The 16,688-nt window shown below is 29.9% G+C and carries 28 protein-coding genes; 12 read left to right on the plus strand and 16 right to left on the minus strand.

Annotation, left to right across the window (positions count from 1 at the left end):
• Positions 1-97: 97 nt before the first annotated feature.
• The 6 genes from AJ932_RS06085 to AJ932_RS06110 all read right to left on the minus strand — a co-directional run bounded on the left by AJ932_RS06085 (position 98) and on the right by AJ932_RS06110 (position 3,559).
• On the minus strand, positions 98-718 hold the full coding sequence (locus AJ932_RS06085; RefSeq protein ID WP_070276115.1) for a phage tail protein I: 621 nt from the start codon (positions 716-718) through the stop codon (positions 98-100).
• A 97-nt stretch (positions 719-815) separates the two neighbouring features.
• Positions 816-1,982: a baseplate J/gp47 family protein gene (locus AJ932_RS06090; protein ID WP_070278924.1), complete on the minus strand. Its 1,167-nt coding sequence runs from the start codon at positions 1,980-1,982 to the stop codon at positions 816-818.
• Positions 1,979-2,269, minus strand: coding sequence for a GPW/gp25 family protein (locus AJ932_RS06095; protein WP_070276117.1), 291 nt, complete (start codon positions 2,267-2,269; stop codon positions 1,979-1,981). Before AJ932_RS06095 ends, AJ932_RS06090 begins: the two co-directional genes overlap by 4 nt.
• Positions 2,266-2,457, minus strand: a complete 192-nt coding sequence (locus tag AJ932_RS06100) for a hypothetical protein (protein WP_070276118.1) — start codon at positions 2,455-2,457, stop codon at positions 2,266-2,268. The genes AJ932_RS06095 and AJ932_RS06100 overlap by 4 nt, the downstream gene beginning before the upstream one ends.
• An 8-nt stretch (positions 2,458-2,465) precedes the next feature.
• On the minus strand, positions 2,466-3,098 hold the full coding sequence (locus AJ932_RS06105) for a phage baseplate assembly protein V (RefSeq protein ID WP_070278922.1): 633 nt from the start codon (positions 3,096-3,098) through the stop codon (positions 2,466-2,468).
• On the minus strand, positions 3,095-3,559 hold the full coding sequence (locus AJ932_RS06110) for a DUF1804 family protein (protein ID WP_002865847.1): 465 nt from the start codon (positions 3,557-3,559) through the stop codon (positions 3,095-3,097). The genes AJ932_RS06105 and AJ932_RS06110 overlap by 4 nt, the downstream gene beginning before the upstream one ends.
• A 130-nt stretch (positions 3,560-3,689) precedes the next feature.
• Between AJ932_RS06110 and AJ932_RS06115 the strand changes: the two genes are divergently transcribed.
• The 12 genes from AJ932_RS06115 to AJ932_RS06170 all read left to right on the plus strand — a co-directional run bounded on the left by AJ932_RS06115 (position 3,690) and on the right by AJ932_RS06170 (position 12,233).
• Positions 3,690-4,721 (plus strand): phage protease, encoded by a 1,032-nt coding sequence (locus tag AJ932_RS06115; RefSeq protein WP_070278920.1) that lies wholly within the window; start codon positions 3,690-3,692, stop codon positions 4,719-4,721.
• Positions 4,721-5,608, plus strand: a complete 888-nt coding sequence (locus tag AJ932_RS06120; protein ID WP_070276121.1) for a Mu-like prophage major head subunit gpT family protein — start codon at positions 4,721-4,723, stop codon at positions 5,606-5,608. The genes AJ932_RS06115 and AJ932_RS06120 overlap by 1 nt, the downstream gene beginning before the upstream one ends.
• Positions 5,608-5,877: a hypothetical protein gene (locus AJ932_RS06125; RefSeq protein ID WP_019108985.1), complete on the plus strand. Its 270-nt coding sequence runs from the start codon at positions 5,608-5,610 to the stop codon at positions 5,875-5,877. Before AJ932_RS06120 ends, AJ932_RS06125 begins: the two co-directional genes overlap by 1 nt.
• Complete coding sequence (locus AJ932_RS06130; RefSeq protein WP_002790896.1) at positions 5,874-6,227, plus strand: hypothetical protein; 354 nt, start codon at positions 5,874-5,876, stop codon at positions 6,225-6,227. The genes AJ932_RS06125 and AJ932_RS06130 overlap by 4 nt, the downstream gene beginning before the upstream one ends.
• Positions 6,224-6,589, plus strand: coding sequence for a hypothetical protein (locus AJ932_RS06135; protein WP_002790266.1), 366 nt, complete (start codon positions 6,224-6,226; stop codon positions 6,587-6,589). The genes AJ932_RS06130 and AJ932_RS06135 overlap by 4 nt, the downstream gene beginning before the upstream one ends.
• Positions 6,579-6,968 (plus strand): YcbK family protein, encoded by a 390-nt coding sequence (locus AJ932_RS06140; RefSeq protein ID WP_002870185.1) that lies wholly within the window; start codon positions 6,579-6,581, stop codon positions 6,966-6,968. Before AJ932_RS06135 ends, AJ932_RS06140 begins: the two co-directional genes overlap by 11 nt.
• Before the next feature lie 10 nt (positions 6,969-6,978).
• Positions 6,979-7,320, plus strand: coding sequence for a hypothetical protein (locus AJ932_RS06145; RefSeq protein WP_002854893.1), 342 nt, complete (start codon positions 6,979-6,981; stop codon positions 7,318-7,320).
• Positions 7,317-7,565: a hypothetical protein gene (locus AJ932_RS06150; protein ID WP_002784496.1), complete on the plus strand. Its 249-nt coding sequence runs from the start codon at positions 7,317-7,319 to the stop codon at positions 7,563-7,565. The genes AJ932_RS06145 and AJ932_RS06150 overlap by 4 nt, the downstream gene beginning before the upstream one ends.
• A 111-nt stretch (positions 7,566-7,676) precedes the next feature.
• Positions 7,677-7,991 carry a phage holin family protein gene (locus AJ932_RS06155; RefSeq protein WP_002790261.1) on the plus strand — a complete coding sequence of 105 codons (315 nt, stop codon included), beginning with the start codon at positions 7,677-7,679 and terminating at the stop codon, positions 7,989-7,991.
• 89 nt (positions 7,992-8,080) lie between these two features.
• The gene (gene terL, locus AJ932_RS06160) at positions 8,081-9,607 is read left to right on the plus strand and encodes a phage terminase large subunit (protein WP_002865465.1); all 1,527 of its coding nucleotides are present in this window, start codon (positions 8,081-8,083) and stop codon (positions 9,605-9,607) included.
• A complete protein-coding gene (locus AJ932_RS06165) occupies positions 9,604-10,986 on the plus strand; it encodes a DUF935 family protein (RefSeq protein ID WP_002913010.1) in 1,383 nt (460 codons plus the stop codon). Before terL ends, AJ932_RS06165 begins: the two co-directional genes overlap by 4 nt.
• A 116-nt stretch (positions 10,987-11,102) precedes the next feature.
• On the plus strand, positions 11,103-12,233 hold the full coding sequence (locus AJ932_RS06170) for a phage minor head protein (protein ID WP_070278918.1): 1,131 nt from the start codon (positions 11,103-11,105) through the stop codon (positions 12,231-12,233).
• Positions 12,234-12,365: 132 nt separating this feature from the next.
• On the opposite strand, the gene AJ932_RS06175 is transcribed toward AJ932_RS06170, so the two are convergent.
• The 10 genes from AJ932_RS06175 to AJ932_RS06225 all read right to left on the minus strand — a co-directional run bounded on the left by AJ932_RS06175 (position 12,366) and on the right by AJ932_RS06225 (position 16,667).
• Complete coding sequence (locus AJ932_RS06175; RefSeq protein ID WP_052780838.1) at positions 12,366-12,887, minus strand: PH domain-containing protein; 522 nt, start codon at positions 12,885-12,887, stop codon at positions 12,366-12,368.
• Between the two features lie 38 nt (positions 12,888-12,925).
• Positions 12,926-13,405 carry a phage virion morphogenesis protein gene (locus tag AJ932_RS06180; RefSeq protein ID WP_029588834.1) on the minus strand — a complete coding sequence of 160 codons (480 nt, stop codon included), beginning with the start codon at positions 13,403-13,405 and terminating at the stop codon, positions 12,926-12,928.
• Positions 13,392-13,583 (minus strand): hypothetical protein, encoded by a 192-nt coding sequence (locus tag AJ932_RS06185; RefSeq protein WP_002790256.1) that lies wholly within the window; start codon positions 13,581-13,583, stop codon positions 13,392-13,394. The genes AJ932_RS06180 and AJ932_RS06185 overlap by 14 nt, the downstream gene beginning before the upstream one ends.
• A gap of 42 nt (positions 13,584-13,625) precedes the next feature.
• Entirely contained in the window at positions 13,626-14,063 is a 438-nt protein-coding gene (locus tag AJ932_RS06190; protein WP_070276125.1) for a hypothetical protein, read from the minus strand.
• The gene (locus AJ932_RS06195; protein ID WP_070278916.1) at positions 14,060-14,239 is read right to left on the minus strand and encodes a hypothetical protein; all 180 of its coding nucleotides are present in this window, start codon (positions 14,237-14,239) and stop codon (positions 14,060-14,062) included. The genes AJ932_RS06190 and AJ932_RS06195 overlap by 4 nt, the downstream gene beginning before the upstream one ends.
• 110 nt (positions 14,240-14,349) lie before the next feature.
• On the minus strand, positions 14,350-14,802 hold the full coding sequence (locus AJ932_RS06200; RefSeq protein ID WP_052780837.1) for a YopX family protein: 453 nt from the start codon (positions 14,800-14,802) through the stop codon (positions 14,350-14,352).
• Entirely contained in the window at positions 14,799-15,071 is a 273-nt protein-coding gene (locus AJ932_RS06205) for a hypothetical protein (RefSeq protein ID WP_070278914.1), read from the minus strand. The genes AJ932_RS06200 and AJ932_RS06205 overlap by 4 nt, the downstream gene beginning before the upstream one ends.
• A gap of 71 nt (positions 15,072-15,142) precedes the next feature.
• Positions 15,143-15,628: a host-nuclease inhibitor Gam family protein gene (locus AJ932_RS06210; protein ID WP_002872701.1), complete on the minus strand. Its 486-nt coding sequence runs from the start codon at positions 15,626-15,628 to the stop codon at positions 15,143-15,145.
• A 195-nt stretch (positions 15,629-15,823) separates the two neighbouring features.
• Complete coding sequence (locus AJ932_RS06220; RefSeq protein ID WP_052777360.1) at positions 15,824-16,162, minus strand: DUF4406 domain-containing protein; 339 nt, start codon at positions 16,160-16,162, stop codon at positions 15,824-15,826.
• 73 nt (positions 16,163-16,235) lie between these two features.
• Complete coding sequence (locus tag AJ932_RS06225; protein WP_002865075.1) at positions 16,236-16,667, minus strand: SA1788 family PVL leukocidin-associated protein; 432 nt, start codon at positions 16,665-16,667, stop codon at positions 16,236-16,238.
• Positions 16,668-16,688: the final 21 nt, after the last annotated feature.

Raw genomic sequence — 16,688 nt, forward strand, 5'->3', positions numbered from 1 at the left:
AATTCGCCCTTGCGACAAGGGATTTTATCCCCTTGACCCCTCTAAAGGCTTCCCGACCCAAACACTGCGTGTTTGCCCCAAAAACATTTAAAATCATCTAATACACTCCTTTAAAATCAATATTAGTTCTTGTTATTTCACAAATAAAAACACCCATTGCATTTAAACTTGGTTTCTGATTGTTTTCAATTTGCGTGGTTTGAAAAGGTAAGATTTCTATAGTTTCTCCACTTATTTCTACACTAGCATTAAAACTATCATTTTTACTTTCAATCTCTATTTCAATTGCTTCTAAAACGCTTCTAACATTTTTAAAATCATAAATTAGTCTTTCTAAAGTATTAAGCGTTCTTTCATCAAAGCTAACATTAGTTGTGCTTACTTTAACTTTAAAAAAATAAGGCTTTCCACCATAATTAAACCACTCTTTAACCACTGCAGTAGGAAATACGGCTCTTAAAGCTTCTTTTATAGCCCAAGTTGTGCCGTTGTATCTATCTAAAAGCAAGGCTTTAGATATAAGCTTTCTTGCTTCTTTTTCATTTAAACCATCAATACTTACATCATAAGCATTGGCTAAAATTGGCAATAATCTTTCATCGCAATTTAGAGCTAGATTTGTGATACTAGCTAAATTTAAATCTTCAAATCTTGTTTTAGCACTTAAATCAATGGCTTTGCTTTGTTTTGGATGGTGGTTTAGTATTAGTGTATTCATAGCACCGCCTTTTTTATGCTATCACTTTGTGCAAACGAAGTTCGCCCAAAGTCGCTTTTACTGAAGGCTTCCCGACCCATTGCTACGCAATGCCCCTTCATAGTACTGCCTTTTCATAGCTAAGTAAAAAGCTAAGGGTTGCAAACTCATCATCAGCTATTATTATATTTTCTAAGGGCAAGTCTTTTAATTCTTGCTCTTCTTCATTTATGATTTTTTCTTTAATGCTTAAAATTTCGCTTTTATAAACTCCGTCTTGATGTAAGCATTTGTAAATAAATCCCAGTGCTAAATCCACACTTAAATCAAAGTCCTTTTGCAAAGCATTAATCTTTTCACTTATTTCATTAGCACGGCTTAATTCTAAAAGCAAAAGTTTGGCATCTACGATAAACTCTCTTTTTTTAGCTAACTCAACGCTGACTTCATCAGTTAAAGGTCTTCGCTCATCCGCACTTAAATACTCTTTAACCACATCAACGCTTAATTCATCTTCACTTTTAATGATAACTCTTACTTTTCCTGCTCCATTGTTTAAAGCTTTTATGGAGGCTACTTTTGCACTTGCGCTTAAAGCGTGATAGATATAGCCTTTTTCACTTCCTGCGGTTGAAAAACGATGTACACTCATTACAGCCCTTTCTCTTAAGGCTTCATCGCTTTCTTCACTGGCTCCACCACTAAAATATTCAAGTTGTTTAATCTTAGCTACAAAAGGCAGTGGGGTTTGTAAAAACTCGGTTTTACTTTCTTTGCTTTGAATAAATTCATTAAGTTCCAAAATACCTTGTGCTTTACTTTGCCCTTTTTTAATTACCACTTCTTCTTTTAAAGTGGCAAGGTCTGCTTTTTCATTTGAAAAAATTGCACCTTTTGGGATAATGACATCATAAGTAAGTAAAGTATTTAATTCAAACTCTACTTTAGCTGTGGGCTTAACCCCTTTAAGCCTTTGTATCAAATAGCCATTAGCTACTACATTATCTAAATCACTTCCCTTTGCATAATGAAGATAAGTTGCTTTTATACTCTCATTAATTCTTGCTCTAATTATCATTTCTCTATAAGCTAAAGCTTCTAAAATGGCTTTAAAAGGGTCAGATTCTAAAAGCTCTACATTATCTTTTAAAAAGCTTTTAAAAAGTTCTTCATAGGCTTTTAAAAGCTTTTCATAATCAAGCTCTTCTATGATTTGTGGATAAGGGATATCCTTTAAAAAGCTTTGTTTAAAATAGCTATCATTTGCACTTAAAAGCTCACTCATTTGCCTAGCTCCATTGTTAAATCCCCATAATTTTCAAAAAGCAAGGTAATGCTTAATTTATTGTCTTTACACTCATTAAGTCTCACACCTTTTAGCTTTACTCTTTTTTCCCACTTTGAAATTGCTTCTGCTGTATATCTAGTAAGCTTTATCTTAAAATCATCATCGATTTTTCTATCGATTAATGTAAAAAGCAAAGAACCATATTCAGGTCTCATTACTCTTGAGCCTAAAGGAGTGATTAAAATGTCTTTGATACTTTCTTCGATGCTTACCATGTAATTCATTTTAAACCTTTGTAAAATTCAAAAATGTTTTCTAGCATTTGAGAAAATCCCAAAAATGTAAAAGCTATAAAAAAGCCTATAAAAATGCTTTTAATAAAAAAGTTTAGGTTTAAAAAAGCATAAAATGCCCCCATACAAAAGAGCATAAAAAAGACTAATGAAAATAAAAGCAAAAATAATTCTTTCATAGTTTTTCCTATCTTGGCGAAGCTGTGGCACCACAAGTACAAGAATGGGTATGATTTGTTAAATCACCTTTGCTATCTCTTATATTTCCACTAACTTGTAAATTACCTATTAAGTTTAAATTTCCTTTTATGCTAAAAGTACCACTTGCCCCACCTTCGCCACTTGTAGAAATTGCTCCTGCAATTTGAGTATTACCATTTAAATTAATACTTGGAGCGTTAAGCGTTATGGTATTAGCGTTTGTAGTATGATTTTTAGTATTTAAGGTGTTGTTTTGGTTATGGGTGGTTTTATCTACACAAGTGATATTTATATCTTTAACCACATCAAGTTTTAAAGTGCTACTCTTAGAGTTGTATTCTAAATGTGTTCCATCTTCAAAATCTATATTAAAAGTATTTTCATCTGTGTTTTTTGCTCTATGTTTTTCTTGGTAAAGCCCACGCAAAATAACTCCACTATTTAAATCCCCACGCACAGGTATGACTAATACTTGCTCTCCTATTCTTAAAGGAGAAAAGCTCACTGCATAAGAATTAGCTAGATTTTGAAAAACACTTAAAAAATCCGTTACCATTTCTCCAATAGCAACCTTAGCTTTATTGTCTTTAATGTCGCAAATGATGCCAAGTTCGTTCATTTTAAAACCTTTGAAATAATTAAATCACTATTATCACTAAGCCATTCACAAACTGCTTCATTGGTGCTTGCTAACTCAATAATAGAATCAATAGTTTTTTTACAAGTTTGTAAATTTAAAGCCTTAACATCTACTTTTTGTGGAGCTTTAATAGTCCAATAAGTTTTAGCGTATTTATTTAAAGCTTCTAAAGTATCAATATCAAGCTCATTTTTACTAGCGCTTTCTAAAAACCTCTCAAACTCACCAATCAATGCGTTTAAAAACATAGCTTCTTTATTTTCTAAATCTTTTTCATCTCTTAAAGCGGCTAATTTTAAACTCTCCCAATCAATACCCTTGCTAAAATCATCTTTTTTCATACAGTATATACCCTGTCTGCTAAGACCTGTTAAAACACATATATCTTTGATACTTTTTCCTTGTATGAAAAGACTTTTAGCAAGTTCTTTTTTGCTCATATTTTTCCTTTAGAATTATTGCTTGAAATTATATTTTTTTATTTTTTTAAAATCAGTCTATATATACTTTAAATAGGTGGTTTAAAAGCATTTTTTATCTTATGATTATGCGAAAAAATAAAGGCTTTTGATGCGTGATTTATTATTAGAGCTTAATACAAAACTCACAAATGAAAAAGTAAAAATTTCTCCTATTGGAATAGCCAAAGGACTTGATGGGAGAGTATTTAAGATAGATGGGGAAAAATTAATCAATAATATACAAAAAAATGGACTTGATATAGCGTTAAATCTTAATCATCAAGGAGGAGAAGCTTATGGCTGGTTTGATAGAAATTCATTAGAGTTAAGAGAAGATGGCATTTATGCAAGTCTTGAGTTAACGCCCAAAGGGAAAGAACTTGTTGAAAATAAGGCTTTTAGATATTTAAGCCCTGAATATTATGTGGATGATGATAAAAATGTTATTCATTTAGACGCCATGGGACTTGTAAATCAGCCCAATCTTTTAAACAGGGCTTTAAATAAAGCTAGGTCATTAATCAATAGCACCAAAAATTCAAAGTTAAGCACTAGGACAGAAGCTAAAAAAGGCAAGGTCGAGCATGGTCTTCAGGTGGGTGCAGGGAGTGAAACTCCCACTCGCAAGGATGACTTTAGTTCATCCGCGAAATTAAAAAAAGAAAGGAATACAATGAACGAAGAAGAATTAGAAGAATTACAAAAATTAGCCGAGCAAGTAGAAGAACAAGCTGAAAATGTAGAAGAATCCGTACAAGAGACAGAAGATTGTGTAGGTGAAGGTGAAAATCCAGACAGCGAGTTAGAAACTTTAAGACAAGAAAATGAAGAGTTAAAAGCACAAATTGCAGAACTTAAAGCAAAACTTGAAACTGCTTTAAACAAAAATGAAGAAACAGAGATTGAGCTTAATAAAAAACGCCTTGATTCTCTTTTGCAAAATGGACTCATTTTACCAAATCGCTATCAAAAAGCTCTTAATATGAAAGGCAGGGTTTTAGAAGATTATCTTGATGTTTGCAAAAAAGAAGCAAATATTGTTTTAGGTAAAAAAGAACTTAATTTTACAAACAAAAGAAAAGAACTTAATGCTTATGAGGCAAAAGTTTTTAAACAACTTGGAATCAAAGGAGGCAAATAATGGCTTTTACAGAATTAAGCACTGCTTACATGCAAGCAGTGAATAAGGGATTTTCAACCATTTTTAATAATGCTCTTGAAGGTGGAAATAAAGATTATGAAAAATTTGCAATGGTAACCAATGCAAATTCTTTGGTTGTAGAATATCAATTTTTAGCATCTTTACCAAAAATGCGTGAATGGATAGGCGATCGTCAATTTAGCAAACTTAAGGGTCAAGGTTATACTATCACTAAAAAAGATTGGGAAAGTTCCATTGAAGTACCACGAGATGTAATAACTTACGATAATTTAGGAATAATAAGACCACAAATTGAAATGTTAGCTTACGAAGTACAAAATCATTATAGTGATCTTATTTTTACACTTTTAGAGCAAAATCAAACTTGCTTTGATGGAAAAGCATTTTTTGCAAATGATCACGATATTGGTGGTGTGAGTTTTTCAAATCTTGGAGATAAAAAATTAAGTGCTGCAAGTCTTATGGAGGCTAGAAAAAACATGCGTGCACTGACTAATGAAAGCGGACGCACTTTAAATATCAATCCTGCTCTTTTGGTTGTACCATTAAGCTTGGAAGCAAAAGCACTCGAGATTGTAAATAGCGATTTAATCAATGGTTCAAGCAATGTTTTTAAAGGCGTTGTAGAAGTATTTACAAGTCCAAATTTAAGCGATCAAGACGCTTGGTATTTAATTGACAATACCAAACCAATCAAACCTTTAATTTTGCAAATCAACAAAGGAGCTGAGTTTGTTGCTAAAGATAATCCTACTGATGAAGCTGCTTTTATGCGTAAGACTTTCCAATATGGAATCGATAGCGAAGACAATGCAGGTTATGGACTGTGGCAATTAGCTTATAAATCAAGCGGAAAGGCAGAATAATGGACAATATAGTTTCAGCTAATAAACTTAGAAATCAAAATGCAATTTTAAATCCAAAAGAAAATGACGATCAAAAAGCTTTGTTTTTAAAGGAAAAGCAAGAGTTTGAAAAAGAAAAAGCTTTGTTTTTAAAGGAAAAGCAAGAGTTTGAAAAAGAAAAAGCTTTGTTTTTAAAGGAAAAACAAAAGACTTTAGAAGAAAATGAAGAAACTATAATAAATGAGTCTTTAAAAAACAAAGAAACAAAAAAAGGAAAACAAGATAAATGATAGCCTTGCTTTCTCCTCCTAAAATGCTAGCTCTTACTTTAAAAGAGTTAGCACTGATGAAAAGAGCACAACAAAACTTAGCAAATATCGATGAAATTACAAGAGAAGTAGTAGCTAAAGCAGCAAAAGATGCAGATGATATTTGCAAAAATAAAGATATTGCTGATTTTATTTGGGAGGATTTTGCATACATTCGCATAAAAATTTATCTTAAAATCGTCTTAGATGATGAAGATAAAATCCTTCTAGATAATGCTTTAAAACGAATTGAAAATGCACCTTTGATTGATAAAGAAGGAAATTTAAGCTCTTTAAGACTTAAAATTATGCAAAGAAAGGACAGGTTTTGACTTTAGATAGTGTTAGCAAAGATTTATTAAAGCATTTTAATGCGATAGGCATAGCAAATTACGAAGATGTCAAACAAGGCGGACTTTATCTAATGCTTGAAAGCCTAACAAGTATTAATCATCATAAAGATAGTGTGAATTTTTCATTGATTTTTAGTTCTCATACTTTTAATAAAGATAAAGATTCTTTGATTAAAAAAATAGATGAATTAAGACTAAAACTTTTTGAATTTGATACAAGCAAAAAGCTTTTAAGCAGTATCGAAAGTGGTTTTATAAGCAGTTCTTTATTTGCTTATAGGCTTAAATTTAATATAGAAATTTTTTCAAAACCAGAAGGAGAAGAAGAAAATGAAAAATAACCCTTATTTTAAAGAAAGCGAATTTAAATGTAAATGCGGCAAATGTGAATTGCCTCAAAATGTGCCAAGTGATGAGCTTATAGACATTCTTTGTGAAATCAGAGAACATTACAATGCTCCTGTTATTATAAATAGTGGATATCGCTGCAAAGAGCATAATGCAGAGGTTGGTGGAGCCCCTAAAAGCCAACACGCTATAGGAAGTGCAGCAGACTTTGTGGTTAAAGGAGTTAAAACAGAAGAAGTTCATCAATATGTTTTAATCACCTATGGCGAAAGAGGTTTAGGGATTGCTATAAAACATAATTTTAATGATCCTTATGCTGGGTTTGTACATTTAGACACTAGAGGCAAAAAAGCAAGATGGACTTATCCATAAGGAAAAGATTGTGTTTAGTTTTATTTTATCAAGGTTTTTAAGTCCTTCAAAAATAGCTTTTTTTGTTCTAATTGCTCTTTGTGGTTTTTTATATTTAAAAAACAATGCTTTAGCTTTAGAAAATGAAAATCTAAAACTTAAAGCTTTGCATTTTAGCAATGAAATCAATGTTTTTAAAGATAAATTAGCCCAGCAAAATAAAGCTATTGATAAATTAAAACTTGATTTAAAGCCCAAAGAGACTTTAAAAGAAGTTTTAAAAGTGGATAAGGTTTTTATTAAAGATAAAAGCTGCCAGAGTGAACTTAAAGCTTATAAAGAATTATTTAATATTTTAGGAGCAAAAAAGTGAATGATAAAATGAGAATTTTCCTATTAATTATACCTTTTGTTTTTTTAAGCGCTTGTGCTTCTAAAGATATTTTGATTAAAACTGAAATCAAAGAAGTTAAAGTTCCTATTAAATGCCCTTTAAAACTTCCTTTAAAGCCTTTAGACAAAAAAGACTTAGAAAGTGCTAAAGAAATCTCTAAATATTACTTAGAAGTTGAAAATATAGCCAAGCTTTGCACAGGAGAGAAAGATGAAAGAAAATAATAAAATGATAAATCAAAAAAGCATTGCAAAAGATCTTCTTATAGCTCTTTTGTTTTCAACTTTTGCATTAGCTTTATTATATTTATTTGAAATTTTTACAAGGAACTAGCAATGAAATTAGAAGATATATTTGTATATATGGTTTTAATGATAGTAAGCTTTATAGCTGGACTTGTAGGAATTGTAACAAAAAATAAATTAAGCAAAGCTCTTAATTTAAAAGGTAAATTTACACTCTTTTTAAAAGGTATGCTAGGTTCTATGTTTGTAGCATATCTAGTTTTTGAAATTGTAAATTATCTTAATTTTGGCATAAAGCTTAGCGTTGCAGTGGGTGGTTTTGCAGCTTATATGGGGACAGATGCATTGCTTAAAATTGAGCAACTTGTAGAAAAGCTTATAAATAAAAAATTAGATAAATTGTAAGGCTTTATATTGACCCTTGTATTTTAAAAGGTTTTAAACGCAATTTAAAGCTTTTTAAAACTATATTTGAAAATAAAAAGAAAGCAAAAATGGATAAGTTAGAAATAAATGAAATTAAATCAAGGCTAAAGGCTTTAAAATTTAATCATAAAGAAGATAAAAATTTAAGAAGAGATAGGATTTTAAAACAAGGCTTTAAGGCTTTTGTTTTTGAATATTTTCCTCATCATATCAATTTTATCAAAAAAGAAAGCTCTAATTTTAGAAATTTTATCTATGATAATATTGATGAATTAGAAAAGAAAAATAATCATCTTTGTTTTAAAGCTTATCGTGGAAGTGCTAAAACAACGCTTTTAGTAAGACTTTTTACTCTTTACTCGCTTTTAAGTAATAAAAAGCAATATGCTTTAATTATATCTTCTACTTTAGACATTGCAAGTGAAAGTATAGCAAGTTTAAAAACAGAGCTTGAAGAAAATGCTAAATTAATTAATGATTTTGAAATAAAACTAGGCGATGAATGGACTAGTGAAGCCATAGTTTTTACAAGTTTTAAAATACATAAAAAAATTAAAGCTTTTGGTAGTGGTAAAAAGATAAGAGGAACGAATTATCTTGGCAAAAGACCTGATTTAATTATCTGTGATGATATAGAAAATGATGAAAATGTAGAAAGTAAAACGCAAAGGGATAAACTTTATAAATGGTTTAATAAAGCCATTTTAAAGCTAGTCGCAAGAACACAAGAAAATTATTTATACTTAGTCGTTGGAACTATTTTACATCAAGATAGTCTTTTAAATCGTTTAAATGATGATAAACGCTTTTTAATTTATGATTTTCCGCTTGTGCTAAGCTTTCCTGACAAACTTGATTTAATCGATAAAAACAATATTTTAAAAAGCGATTTAAAGGGTTTTAAATTAGATGATGAAAATTTAAACAAAATAGAAATTTTAAAAGAATATTTTGCTGATACTCAAAGTTTTTTTAGCGAATATCAAAACAAAGCATTAAGTACTGAAAATGCTATTTTTAGCGAGTATAAAATCATAGAAAAAGAACAAGATTTTGACCTTGTGGTTTTAGGGATTGACCCTGCACTTGGTAAGGCAAAAGGCGATTATTTTGCCATTGCTGAGCTTAAAAAGGTAGATAAAAATAAATTTCATTTAAAAGCAAGTGGCTATAAAATATCTCCTAGCAAGATGATAGATGTGATATTAAAGCTTTATATCAAATACTTAAGCTTAGGAAAAATAGTAAAAATAGCCATTGAAACAATAGCCTTTCAAGAGTTTTTCAAAGATAAGCTCAAAGAAGAGGCTTTAAAACTGGGAATTATTCTAAGTATTTGTGAGCTTAAAAATAAAGTCGCAAAAGAACTTCGCATCGATAGCTTAGCACCTTACATTAACGACGGCACGATTTTAATAGACAATAACTCAAATTTACTTATCGAAGAAATGCTAACCTATCCAAAAGCAGCACATGATGACTTGCTTGATGCAAGTGAGATGGCTTTTAGAATCGCTTGTAGTGCAGCAAATGCAGATTATAAAGCAATCAATAGAATACTTAGCAAAAGAAAGATTAAAAAAGGATTTTTATGAGAATATTAAACAAAACAGCAAGAAAAAGCGTAGCAAGCAGTGTTGATTTTGATAGCATAATCGCTGCTTTAAATAGTGAGAATTTTAGCGAACTTATAAGTATTTATGATTATTTTAAACGCTTTGATCCACAAATAGCAAGCGAAGTAATGAAAAGGCGTTTTAAAATGTGTTCTTTTCCTATGTTTATTACTTGTAAAGACGAGACTCAAAGAATATTTTTACAAAATTATATATCAAAAAGTGATTTTAGGAAATTCGTCTTTGAAATGAGTGCTGCAGTAGTTTATGGTTTTGCTGCTTTTTTACTTGAATGGAAGGTAAAAGATTTAAATGTTTTTCCAAAACTAAAATACATAAGTCCGAGATTTTTTTCGATGGATGATAAAGAAAGGCTATTTATTTATAACGAAAGTAAAAAACTTTTTGTGGATGAGTGTGATGATATATTTTTACACTTACATCCAAGCGATTCAGGTTCATTCATAGAACAATCCCTTTTTTATAATGTTGTAAGCATTGCAGTTTTAAAGCAACTTGCTATGAGTAAAAACATTTCTTATCTTGATAATTTAAGTGTGCCACCTATCATTGCAAAAACAACCAATGCAAACAGTGATAAAGAAATAGAAGAACTTTTAATGCAACTTAGCAATTTAAGAAGTGCAAGTGTGGGAATTTTTAACAAAGATGACATGGTCGAGCTTTTAAACTCAGGGCTTTCTACTTCTACTTTTACAGATTTTTTAAGGTATTGTGATGAAGCTATTTCAAAATTAATCAGCGGACAAGTTTTAGCAGGAAATGCAGTGCAAAATGGTACTCAAGCCTTAGGTAATGTACACGAAGAAGTGCGTCTTAATGTGGGTGAAATGGATACACTTTTTTTAAGCAAAAGCATACAAAAATTATTAGAGCAGATTTTAAAACTTAATTTTGCAAAGCCAGCTGAGTTTGAGTTTGTTTTTGATACAAACAAAGAAGTCGATGAGCAATACTTAGCAGGAGTTTATAGCACTATTTCTAGTATGGGTTATGAGATACCTGCTGAGTTTTTAGCAAAAACTTTTAGAATTGAAGGTTTAAAGAAAAAAGAAGTAAGCACTGAAAATTACGCATTTAACTCTTTAATGTTAGAAAAAAATAATCGTCTTAGCAAGGATAAAATAGAATTAAACTCAAGTGCAGAAGATGAGATAAGTGATGAAATTTATGAAAAAATCAAAGCCTTTTGGGAAGAATGTCAAAGCTATGAGGAATTAGAAGAAAGAATTTTTAAAGAATACCCAAATATCAGTTTTGAAAAATTAAAAGAAAGTCTGGATAAAAAAATCGCTCTTGCTTCCATGCAAGCTCTTTTGGATGCTGGCAATGAGTGAATAGGTGGGTCAAGGCAAAACGGGGCTTTTGCGTTAGCAAAAGGGTCGGGTAGCCTTTAGTTGCTTCTTAGGCGGAATTCACTTCCGCCGTTAAAGAAGGTCAAAAAAGGTAAAGAATGAGTAATATTTTTAACAAAAGCGTAGATGAAGCTTATAGCTATTTAGAAAATAAAGGCTTAAAAATAAGCTTTAAATATCACGAAATTAAAAAACAAGCACACGATCGTGCTTTTAGTGCAGCAGGCATTATGAAAACAGATGTATTAAATGATTTGCACGAAGAATTAAAAAAAGCTATGAAAGAAGGAAGAAATTTTAATGAGTTTAAAAACAATTTAAAAGAGCTTTTAACAAGTAAAGGTTGGTATGGTAAAAAAGAAATAACAAACCCAAAAACAGGAGAAAAACGCACTATAAACATCAATGCAAATCGCTTAAAAACAATTTATCATACCAATATGCAAAGTGCTTACGCAAAAGCAAGAGCAAAACAGCTTAGCACTTATTCTTACAAAACTTACTGGGTATATAAATGTGCACTTTTAGAAGATTCAAGAAGTGAGCATAAAAAAATGCACAATTGTGCTATACACAGAGATGATCCATTTTGGAAAACATCCTTTCCGCCTAATGATTATAATTGCAAATGTAAAGTCATAGCAGTAAGCGAAAAAGAGGCTAGAACTAAATATAAAATTTTAGAAAATCCAAAAAGCATTGCTTCTAAAAATTTTGCTTATGATAAAAGAGAAAATTCACAAATCCCAAAAGAAACGAGAATAAGCTTAGATGAGAGCTTAGAAAATTTACCAAAAATACAAAATTATGAAAATTTAAGCGATAAAGAATTAATAGATAAGGTTTATGAAGCTTTTAATGTAAAAAAAGGAGATTTGCTTGTTGATAAAATAGGAGATGTAATAAGCTTAGATGATGATTTTTTTTATGATAAAAAGAAGCAGACTACTAAAATCAAAAAACAAAATAGGCATTTTTACTTAGACTACTTTCCAAAGCTTATTAATGACCCTGATGAGATTAGATTAAGTATGGATGCTGACCCTAGATTTAAAGGCTTTACTAAAAAAACTTATATTAAGTATTTTTATGATAATGGAGTAAAAGCTCTTGTGATGGTGCTAAATCAAAAAGGCAATCAAATCAATAATAAAACTATGTTTTTAAGCGAGAACGACAAGTATTTTAAAGAAGTATTAAGTCAAGGTAAAATTGTTTATAAAAAATAATAAATTTGCAAAAAAGAAGGTGGCTAAACTCTTATAGCCAATGACCCACTGCCACATCGTGATGATACTATAAGAGCATAACAACTTATTTGCTAAAATGATTATATAAGATTTTAAGTAACTTTGCAAGTTTTACATTTTAGCTATAATTTTTTCTTTCATTGTTTTAAATTCTTCTTCAGTAATAATACCTTTATCTTTAAGATTTGATATTCTCTCTAATTCTACGGTTAAATCACTATTAGTGGTAGATATATGATTATTTGCATCAGTATTTTGAGTACACTCTCTAACAAATTCAGCCATTTCTTTGGTTTCGTTTTTTTCCATATTTTTAATTTTAGCCTTATTACCCGAAGCATAAATAACTATCTCGCCAAACATCAAACCTGTACTATATTCAATAGATGAAATTTTATCATAAAGAAAAGTTTCCACCTTTAAGCTAAATATTCCCTTGTCAATAAAAATCAATCTTTTATCAGTAGCTACTAGCAGTCCTGTAGCAAGATTATAAGTGCCTTGTGCTGCTTTTTTTACCTTCTCATTCTCCCATAAAATATCTGGTAAAGCTTTAATTTCTTTTCTTGAGAAAATATTTTTAGCATTTGAAAAATCAGAAATTTGACTTTGTATTTCTTCTAAACTAGGCATTTATACTCCTTTAATAAAATGTCATAGTCTATTGAAGTTTATTTTAAAGTCTGCTTAAACAAAGTCCAAAGCATATCCTTAGTTTCTTCTTCCATTGCTCTGGCTACTCTTTTGTTTATATTTAAATTTTCATCGATAGGTAAAAAAGGTCTTGCTATTACATTTTTAGAGCCAAATTGATGCACTCTGGCATACGCAAAGCCTTTATAGGTGGCATTAAGTGCTACAAAAGCTCTATCATTTTCCACTCCACTATGTAAAGAGCTTTGCATAGAGCCTGTTGCAAAAAGCTTTTTAGTATGCATGATCTTTTGTGCTTTTCTTGAATTTAATGTACTTTGCTTTAAAGGTGCCCATTTTTTAGCATTAGAGTCTTGTTCTTTTTCTAGATTTTCTTTGCTTTCTTTATAAAGTGTTTCAGCAATTATTTCTTTTAAAATAATCTGCTTTTGTTCGTTTTCTAGATTTTCACATTTTTTTAAAAAATTCTCAAGACCCTTTAATTCAAAGCGCTTCATCAAAAAGTCCTTTTTGAGTTTCTTTTATATAGTATTTTGCCCAATTATCTACTTTGATAAGTTCAATAGACATAAAAGTGTATCCGCACTTAAGACATCTTCTAAATCTTTCATTGGTGTCTGATTTTATAGTTTTTAACACTTTAGTTTTTTCATTTGCGCATCTAGGGCAGATCAAAATAAATCCTTTAAAAAAGCTTTTAAAGGATTATATCTATTTTTAATTATTTTTTTTAGTTTTAGCAATCTTTTCTAAAACTACAAGCATTATAGTGCAGTCTTTTTTGCTAAGAGTTTCAAGAGAGTATATATCTTTTTTTAAAGTTTTTTTACAAAGTTTGTAAAAACTAAAAATAGGCATTTTTGTTTGTTTTAATAAAGCTTTTAAATAAAAAAATTGTTTATTAGAACTAGCTTTTTTAAGCATTAATCTGCCCTTAAAATCAGGTACGAAGTTTATATCATCTTTAATTTTACCATCAAAAATATCAAGCAAGATTTTAAGCTCATCTATGCTTAAATCTTTTGAGCTTAAAACCTCAAATCTTAAAGCTAAAAAATCTTGCCAAGCATTATTTTCTTTATAATATAAATACTCTTTGTGCATGTGTATTTTAGCTAGAAGTTGTTTTCTAAGCATTGCTTGTTTAGGACTCATAGCAAACCTCTTATATAAAGTTCTCTTTTTAGAAAATTTCTGCTAAGCCCACTAACTCTAGCTAATTTAGCAACATTTAATTTGCCATTTTTGTGTTTATAAAAACCATTTTCGTCGCTTTTAACATCTTTTAAAAGCGTTTTAAAAACCCTTAAAGCACCATTTCTTTTACTCATCTTTTCTTTCCTTGCTAAAACTTAATCAAGCCCATTAAATCAATGGACTTTGTTAAATTTTTTGGCTTTTTTAACATATTTCATTTTTATGTTAAAATTTTTAATATTTTTTAACATTTCAAAAGTTCAGGATTCTCGTGGATATTGCCGATGACACTCATATTTTTATCTGAAACAAGCATTTTTAACAAATTGATATCAGCAGGATTTTTTTTCCTATAAAGGTTTTCATTACAGTCTTTATCATAGATGATTATTTTAAACATTTTATAAGTATTATCTCTTGTAATATAATAAATTTCTTCAAGCGATTCATTTTTGATAATATCATTTTCATAGATTTTATTTTCATTTTTATCAAAATAGCCAGTCCATAGCTCGATTTCTAAATCATTGCCATTTCCTATAAACATATCTGCAATATCCGCAGTATTTGCGTAAAATCTTGAAATTCGCCCAGCAATCACTCTTTCGTTATCTATTTTAATTAAAGTCGGCTCTTTCTTTAAAAACTCTTCTTTAGTTTTATCCCAAATCCTAAAATCAAAATCTTGTAGTTTCATTTGTTACCTCCATTTATACTTTTTATAGTTTTTTGCCATTCCTCATCGCTTTTAAACTCATTATTAAGTTCTTTTAAAAGTTTAAGTGCTTCATCATTAGACAAATTAGAAAGAATAACTCTTATCCTTTCTAATGGCTTGATATCCTTATGGATAATTCCAAAGAATTCCTCTTGCTCTTTTGCGCTTAAATCTTCAAAAAGTTCAGCCAAATCATGAGCGTAAAAATCTTCTAAATCACTCGCATCTATGCTTACATTGACATACATTTTTTATCCTTTTGTTTTAAATTAAGTTTTAAAAACTTAATCAAATCCGCCTTAGCGGACTTGTTAAATTCTTAATTTTGAATTTCTAAGCTTTCAATCTTTGGCTCTATTCTAAAATTATCCTTTACAACTCTTTTAAGTCCAAGCTTTACTAAAGTAGTATCATCAAGCTCTACAATGGCATCTTTATTAAGTTCTTCTTTGTAAATGATGCATTCATTAAGGTTGTAACTTTTAAAGGCTTTGATTAAGTTTTCTAGTTTTTCTTTCACACGTGGTAAAGATACACTTTTACTTAAGCGATAGCCAATCTTGCCAAAGGTAAATTCTTTAGATCTTTTTTCTGCAAATTCATGCTTGTTATTTTCACAAAAAGTGGTGATACATTGTTCTATGTATCCAAGCTCATCACTTAAAACCTTAATCTCTCCTGCACGAGCTTCTTTAATCTCATTGCAAGCTAAAGTTACTTCTCCATTAATCTTTTCTATTTTTACACTAAGCTCTGCCACTTTTTTAAGTGCAAGATTTACATCTTCAAAACTATTTATTTGCATTTAAATCTCCTTTTAAATTAAATTTGTTAATTTGATAATCCCAAAGAACTACGCCATATCTTAAAAGCACTGCGTGTTTAGCTCTTTTCTTAACTATCCTTAAACCTTTTTTTTCACGCAGTGTCGCGGAGCCTTCAGGTGGGTTAAGGGAGTGTAGCTCTTTATCGCAAAAGGTGGCTTTGCCACATTGCGAAGTCAAAGAGGCAACTCCAAAACTAGCTCTTTAATGCCAAGCTTTTTAGCTAATGCTAATTCTTCTTGCATTCCCTTAGAATACTTAGCATCTTTATGATTGCTCATATAAATATAATCACTTGCTTTTAAAAGCTCTAATCCCATTTGTAAAGCTTTGTCTCTGTGTTTGTTTTCATCCAAATAGCTAAATTGTAGTATGGGTGAAACAGGTGTAAAGCCTTCACATTCACGCATAATTTTTAAGCATTCTTGCTGGGCTACACTAATAGCTTGTGCTTTTCTTTGACTTTCTCTTACAGCTAAAGCTTTGTAAGGAGAAGCGATATAAACTATTGCCATGAATTTTCCTTTCTAATAAATTTAAGTTTTAAAAAACTTAATCAAATCCACCTTAGTAGATTTGTTAAATTTTCTAATACGCCTTAATTACTCCATTTTTATCTTGGTATAAATTATTTTGCAAGGCTAGATGATCAAGTTTTGAATATTTAAAATGCAAGTTAGCTTTTTTGCTCATATTTCCTAAATGTAAAACATTTCTACCAAATTTACTATGACTGTTTAGGCTAACTGCTTGTTTGTTTCTTCTGATATCATCGATAATAATATATTTAAAACGCTTGTCTCCTTTTGGAGTTTCTAAAATTTCTTTTAAGCTCCAACCTTTTTCTTTTCTTTTCACATAAAGCTTGTGGGTAATCCCATATTTATTACAAATTTCTATTTGTTCTTTTATGTTTAAACCAAGCTTATCTTTAAGTTTAAAATTTTTAGTATTTAATGGTGTATCTAAAGGCATTTTTCTTTTTTTTCTATCTTTAAAACAATAATAACTTAACTGCATTTTTCCCTTTCTAAATAAATT

This window comes from Campylobacter sp. BCW_6873 (assembly GCF_001762365.1).
Lineage (GTDB): Bacteria > Campylobacterota > Campylobacteria > Campylobacterales > Campylobacteraceae > Campylobacter_D > Campylobacter_D jejuni.

Bases quoted from the DNA above. Each gene is read 5' to 3' on its own strand.
- AJ932_RS06085 (WP_070276115.1), bottom strand. From the start codon at position 718: ATGAATACACTAATACTAAACCACCATCCAAAACAAAGCAAAGCCATT.
- AJ932_RS06090 (WP_070278924.1), bottom strand. From the start codon at position 1,982: ATGAGTGAGCTTTTAAGTGCAAATGATAGCTATTTTAAACAAAGCTTT.
- AJ932_RS06095 (WP_070276117.1), bottom strand. From the start codon at position 2,269: ATGAATTACATGGTAAGCATCGAAGAAAGTATCAAAGACATTTTAATC.
- AJ932_RS06100 (WP_070276118.1), bottom strand. From the start codon at position 2,457: ATGAAAGAATTATTTTTGCTTTTATTTTCATTAGTCTTTTTTATGCTC.
- AJ932_RS06105 (WP_070278922.1), bottom strand. From the start codon at position 3,098: ATGAACGAACTTGGCATCATTTGCGACATTAAAGACAATAAAGCTAAG.
- AJ932_RS06110 (WP_002865847.1), bottom strand. From the start codon at position 3,559: ATGAGCAAAAAAGAACTTGCTAAAAGTCTTTTCATACAAGGAAAAAGT.
- AJ932_RS06115 (WP_070278920.1), top strand. From the start codon at position 3,690: ATGCGTGATTTATTATTAGAGCTTAATACAAAACTCACAAATGAAAAA.
- AJ932_RS06120 (WP_070276121.1), top strand. From the start codon at position 4,721: ATGGCTTTTACAGAATTAAGCACTGCTTACATGCAAGCAGTGAATAAG.
- AJ932_RS06125 (WP_019108985.1), top strand. From the start codon at position 5,608: ATGGACAATATAGTTTCAGCTAATAAACTTAGAAATCAAAATGCAATT.
- AJ932_RS06130 (WP_002790896.1), top strand. From the start codon at position 5,874: ATGATAGCCTTGCTTTCTCCTCCTAAAATGCTAGCTCTTACTTTAAAA.
- AJ932_RS06140 (WP_002870185.1), top strand. From the start codon at position 6,579: ATGAAAAATAACCCTTATTTTAAAGAAAGCGAATTTAAATGTAAATGC.
- AJ932_RS06155 (WP_002790261.1), top strand. From the start codon at position 7,677: ATGAAATTAGAAGATATATTTGTATATATGGTTTTAATGATAGTAAGC.
- terL (WP_002865465.1), top strand. From the start codon at position 8,081: ATGGATAAGTTAGAAATAAATGAAATTAAATCAAGGCTAAAGGCTTTA.
- AJ932_RS06165 (WP_002913010.1), top strand. From the start codon at position 9,604: ATGAGAATATTAAACAAAACAGCAAGAAAAAGCGTAGCAAGCAGTGTT.
- AJ932_RS06170 (WP_070278918.1), top strand. From the start codon at position 11,103: ATGAGTAATATTTTTAACAAAAGCGTAGATGAAGCTTATAGCTATTTA.
- AJ932_RS06175 (WP_052780838.1), bottom strand. From the start codon at position 12,887: ATGCCTAGTTTAGAAGAAATACAAAGTCAAATTTCTGATTTTTCAAAT.
- AJ932_RS06180 (WP_029588834.1), bottom strand. From the start codon at position 13,405: ATGAAGCGCTTTGAATTAAAGGGTCTTGAGAATTTTTTAAAAAAATGT.
- AJ932_RS06190 (WP_070276125.1), bottom strand. From the start codon at position 14,063: ATGAGTCCTAAACAAGCAATGCTTAGAAAACAACTTCTAGCTAAAATA.
- AJ932_RS06195 (WP_070278916.1), bottom strand. From the start codon at position 14,239: ATGAGTAAAAGAAATGGTGCTTTAAGGGTTTTTAAAACGCTTTTAAAA.
- AJ932_RS06200 (WP_052780837.1), bottom strand. From the start codon at position 14,802: ATGAAACTACAAGATTTTGATTTTAGGATTTGGGATAAAACTAAAGAA.
- AJ932_RS06205 (WP_070278914.1), bottom strand. From the start codon at position 15,071: ATGTATGTCAATGTAAGCATAGATGCGAGTGATTTAGAAGATTTTTAC.
- AJ932_RS06210 (WP_002872701.1), bottom strand. From the start codon at position 15,628: ATGCAAATAAATAGTTTTGAAGATGTAAATCTTGCACTTAAAAAAGTG.
- AJ932_RS06220 (WP_052777360.1), bottom strand. From the start codon at position 16,162: ATGGCAATAGTTTATATCGCTTCTCCTTACAAAGCTTTAGCTGTAAGA.
- AJ932_RS06225 (WP_002865075.1), bottom strand. From the start codon at position 16,667: ATGCAGTTAAGTTATTATTGTTTTAAAGATAGAAAAAAAAGAAAAATG.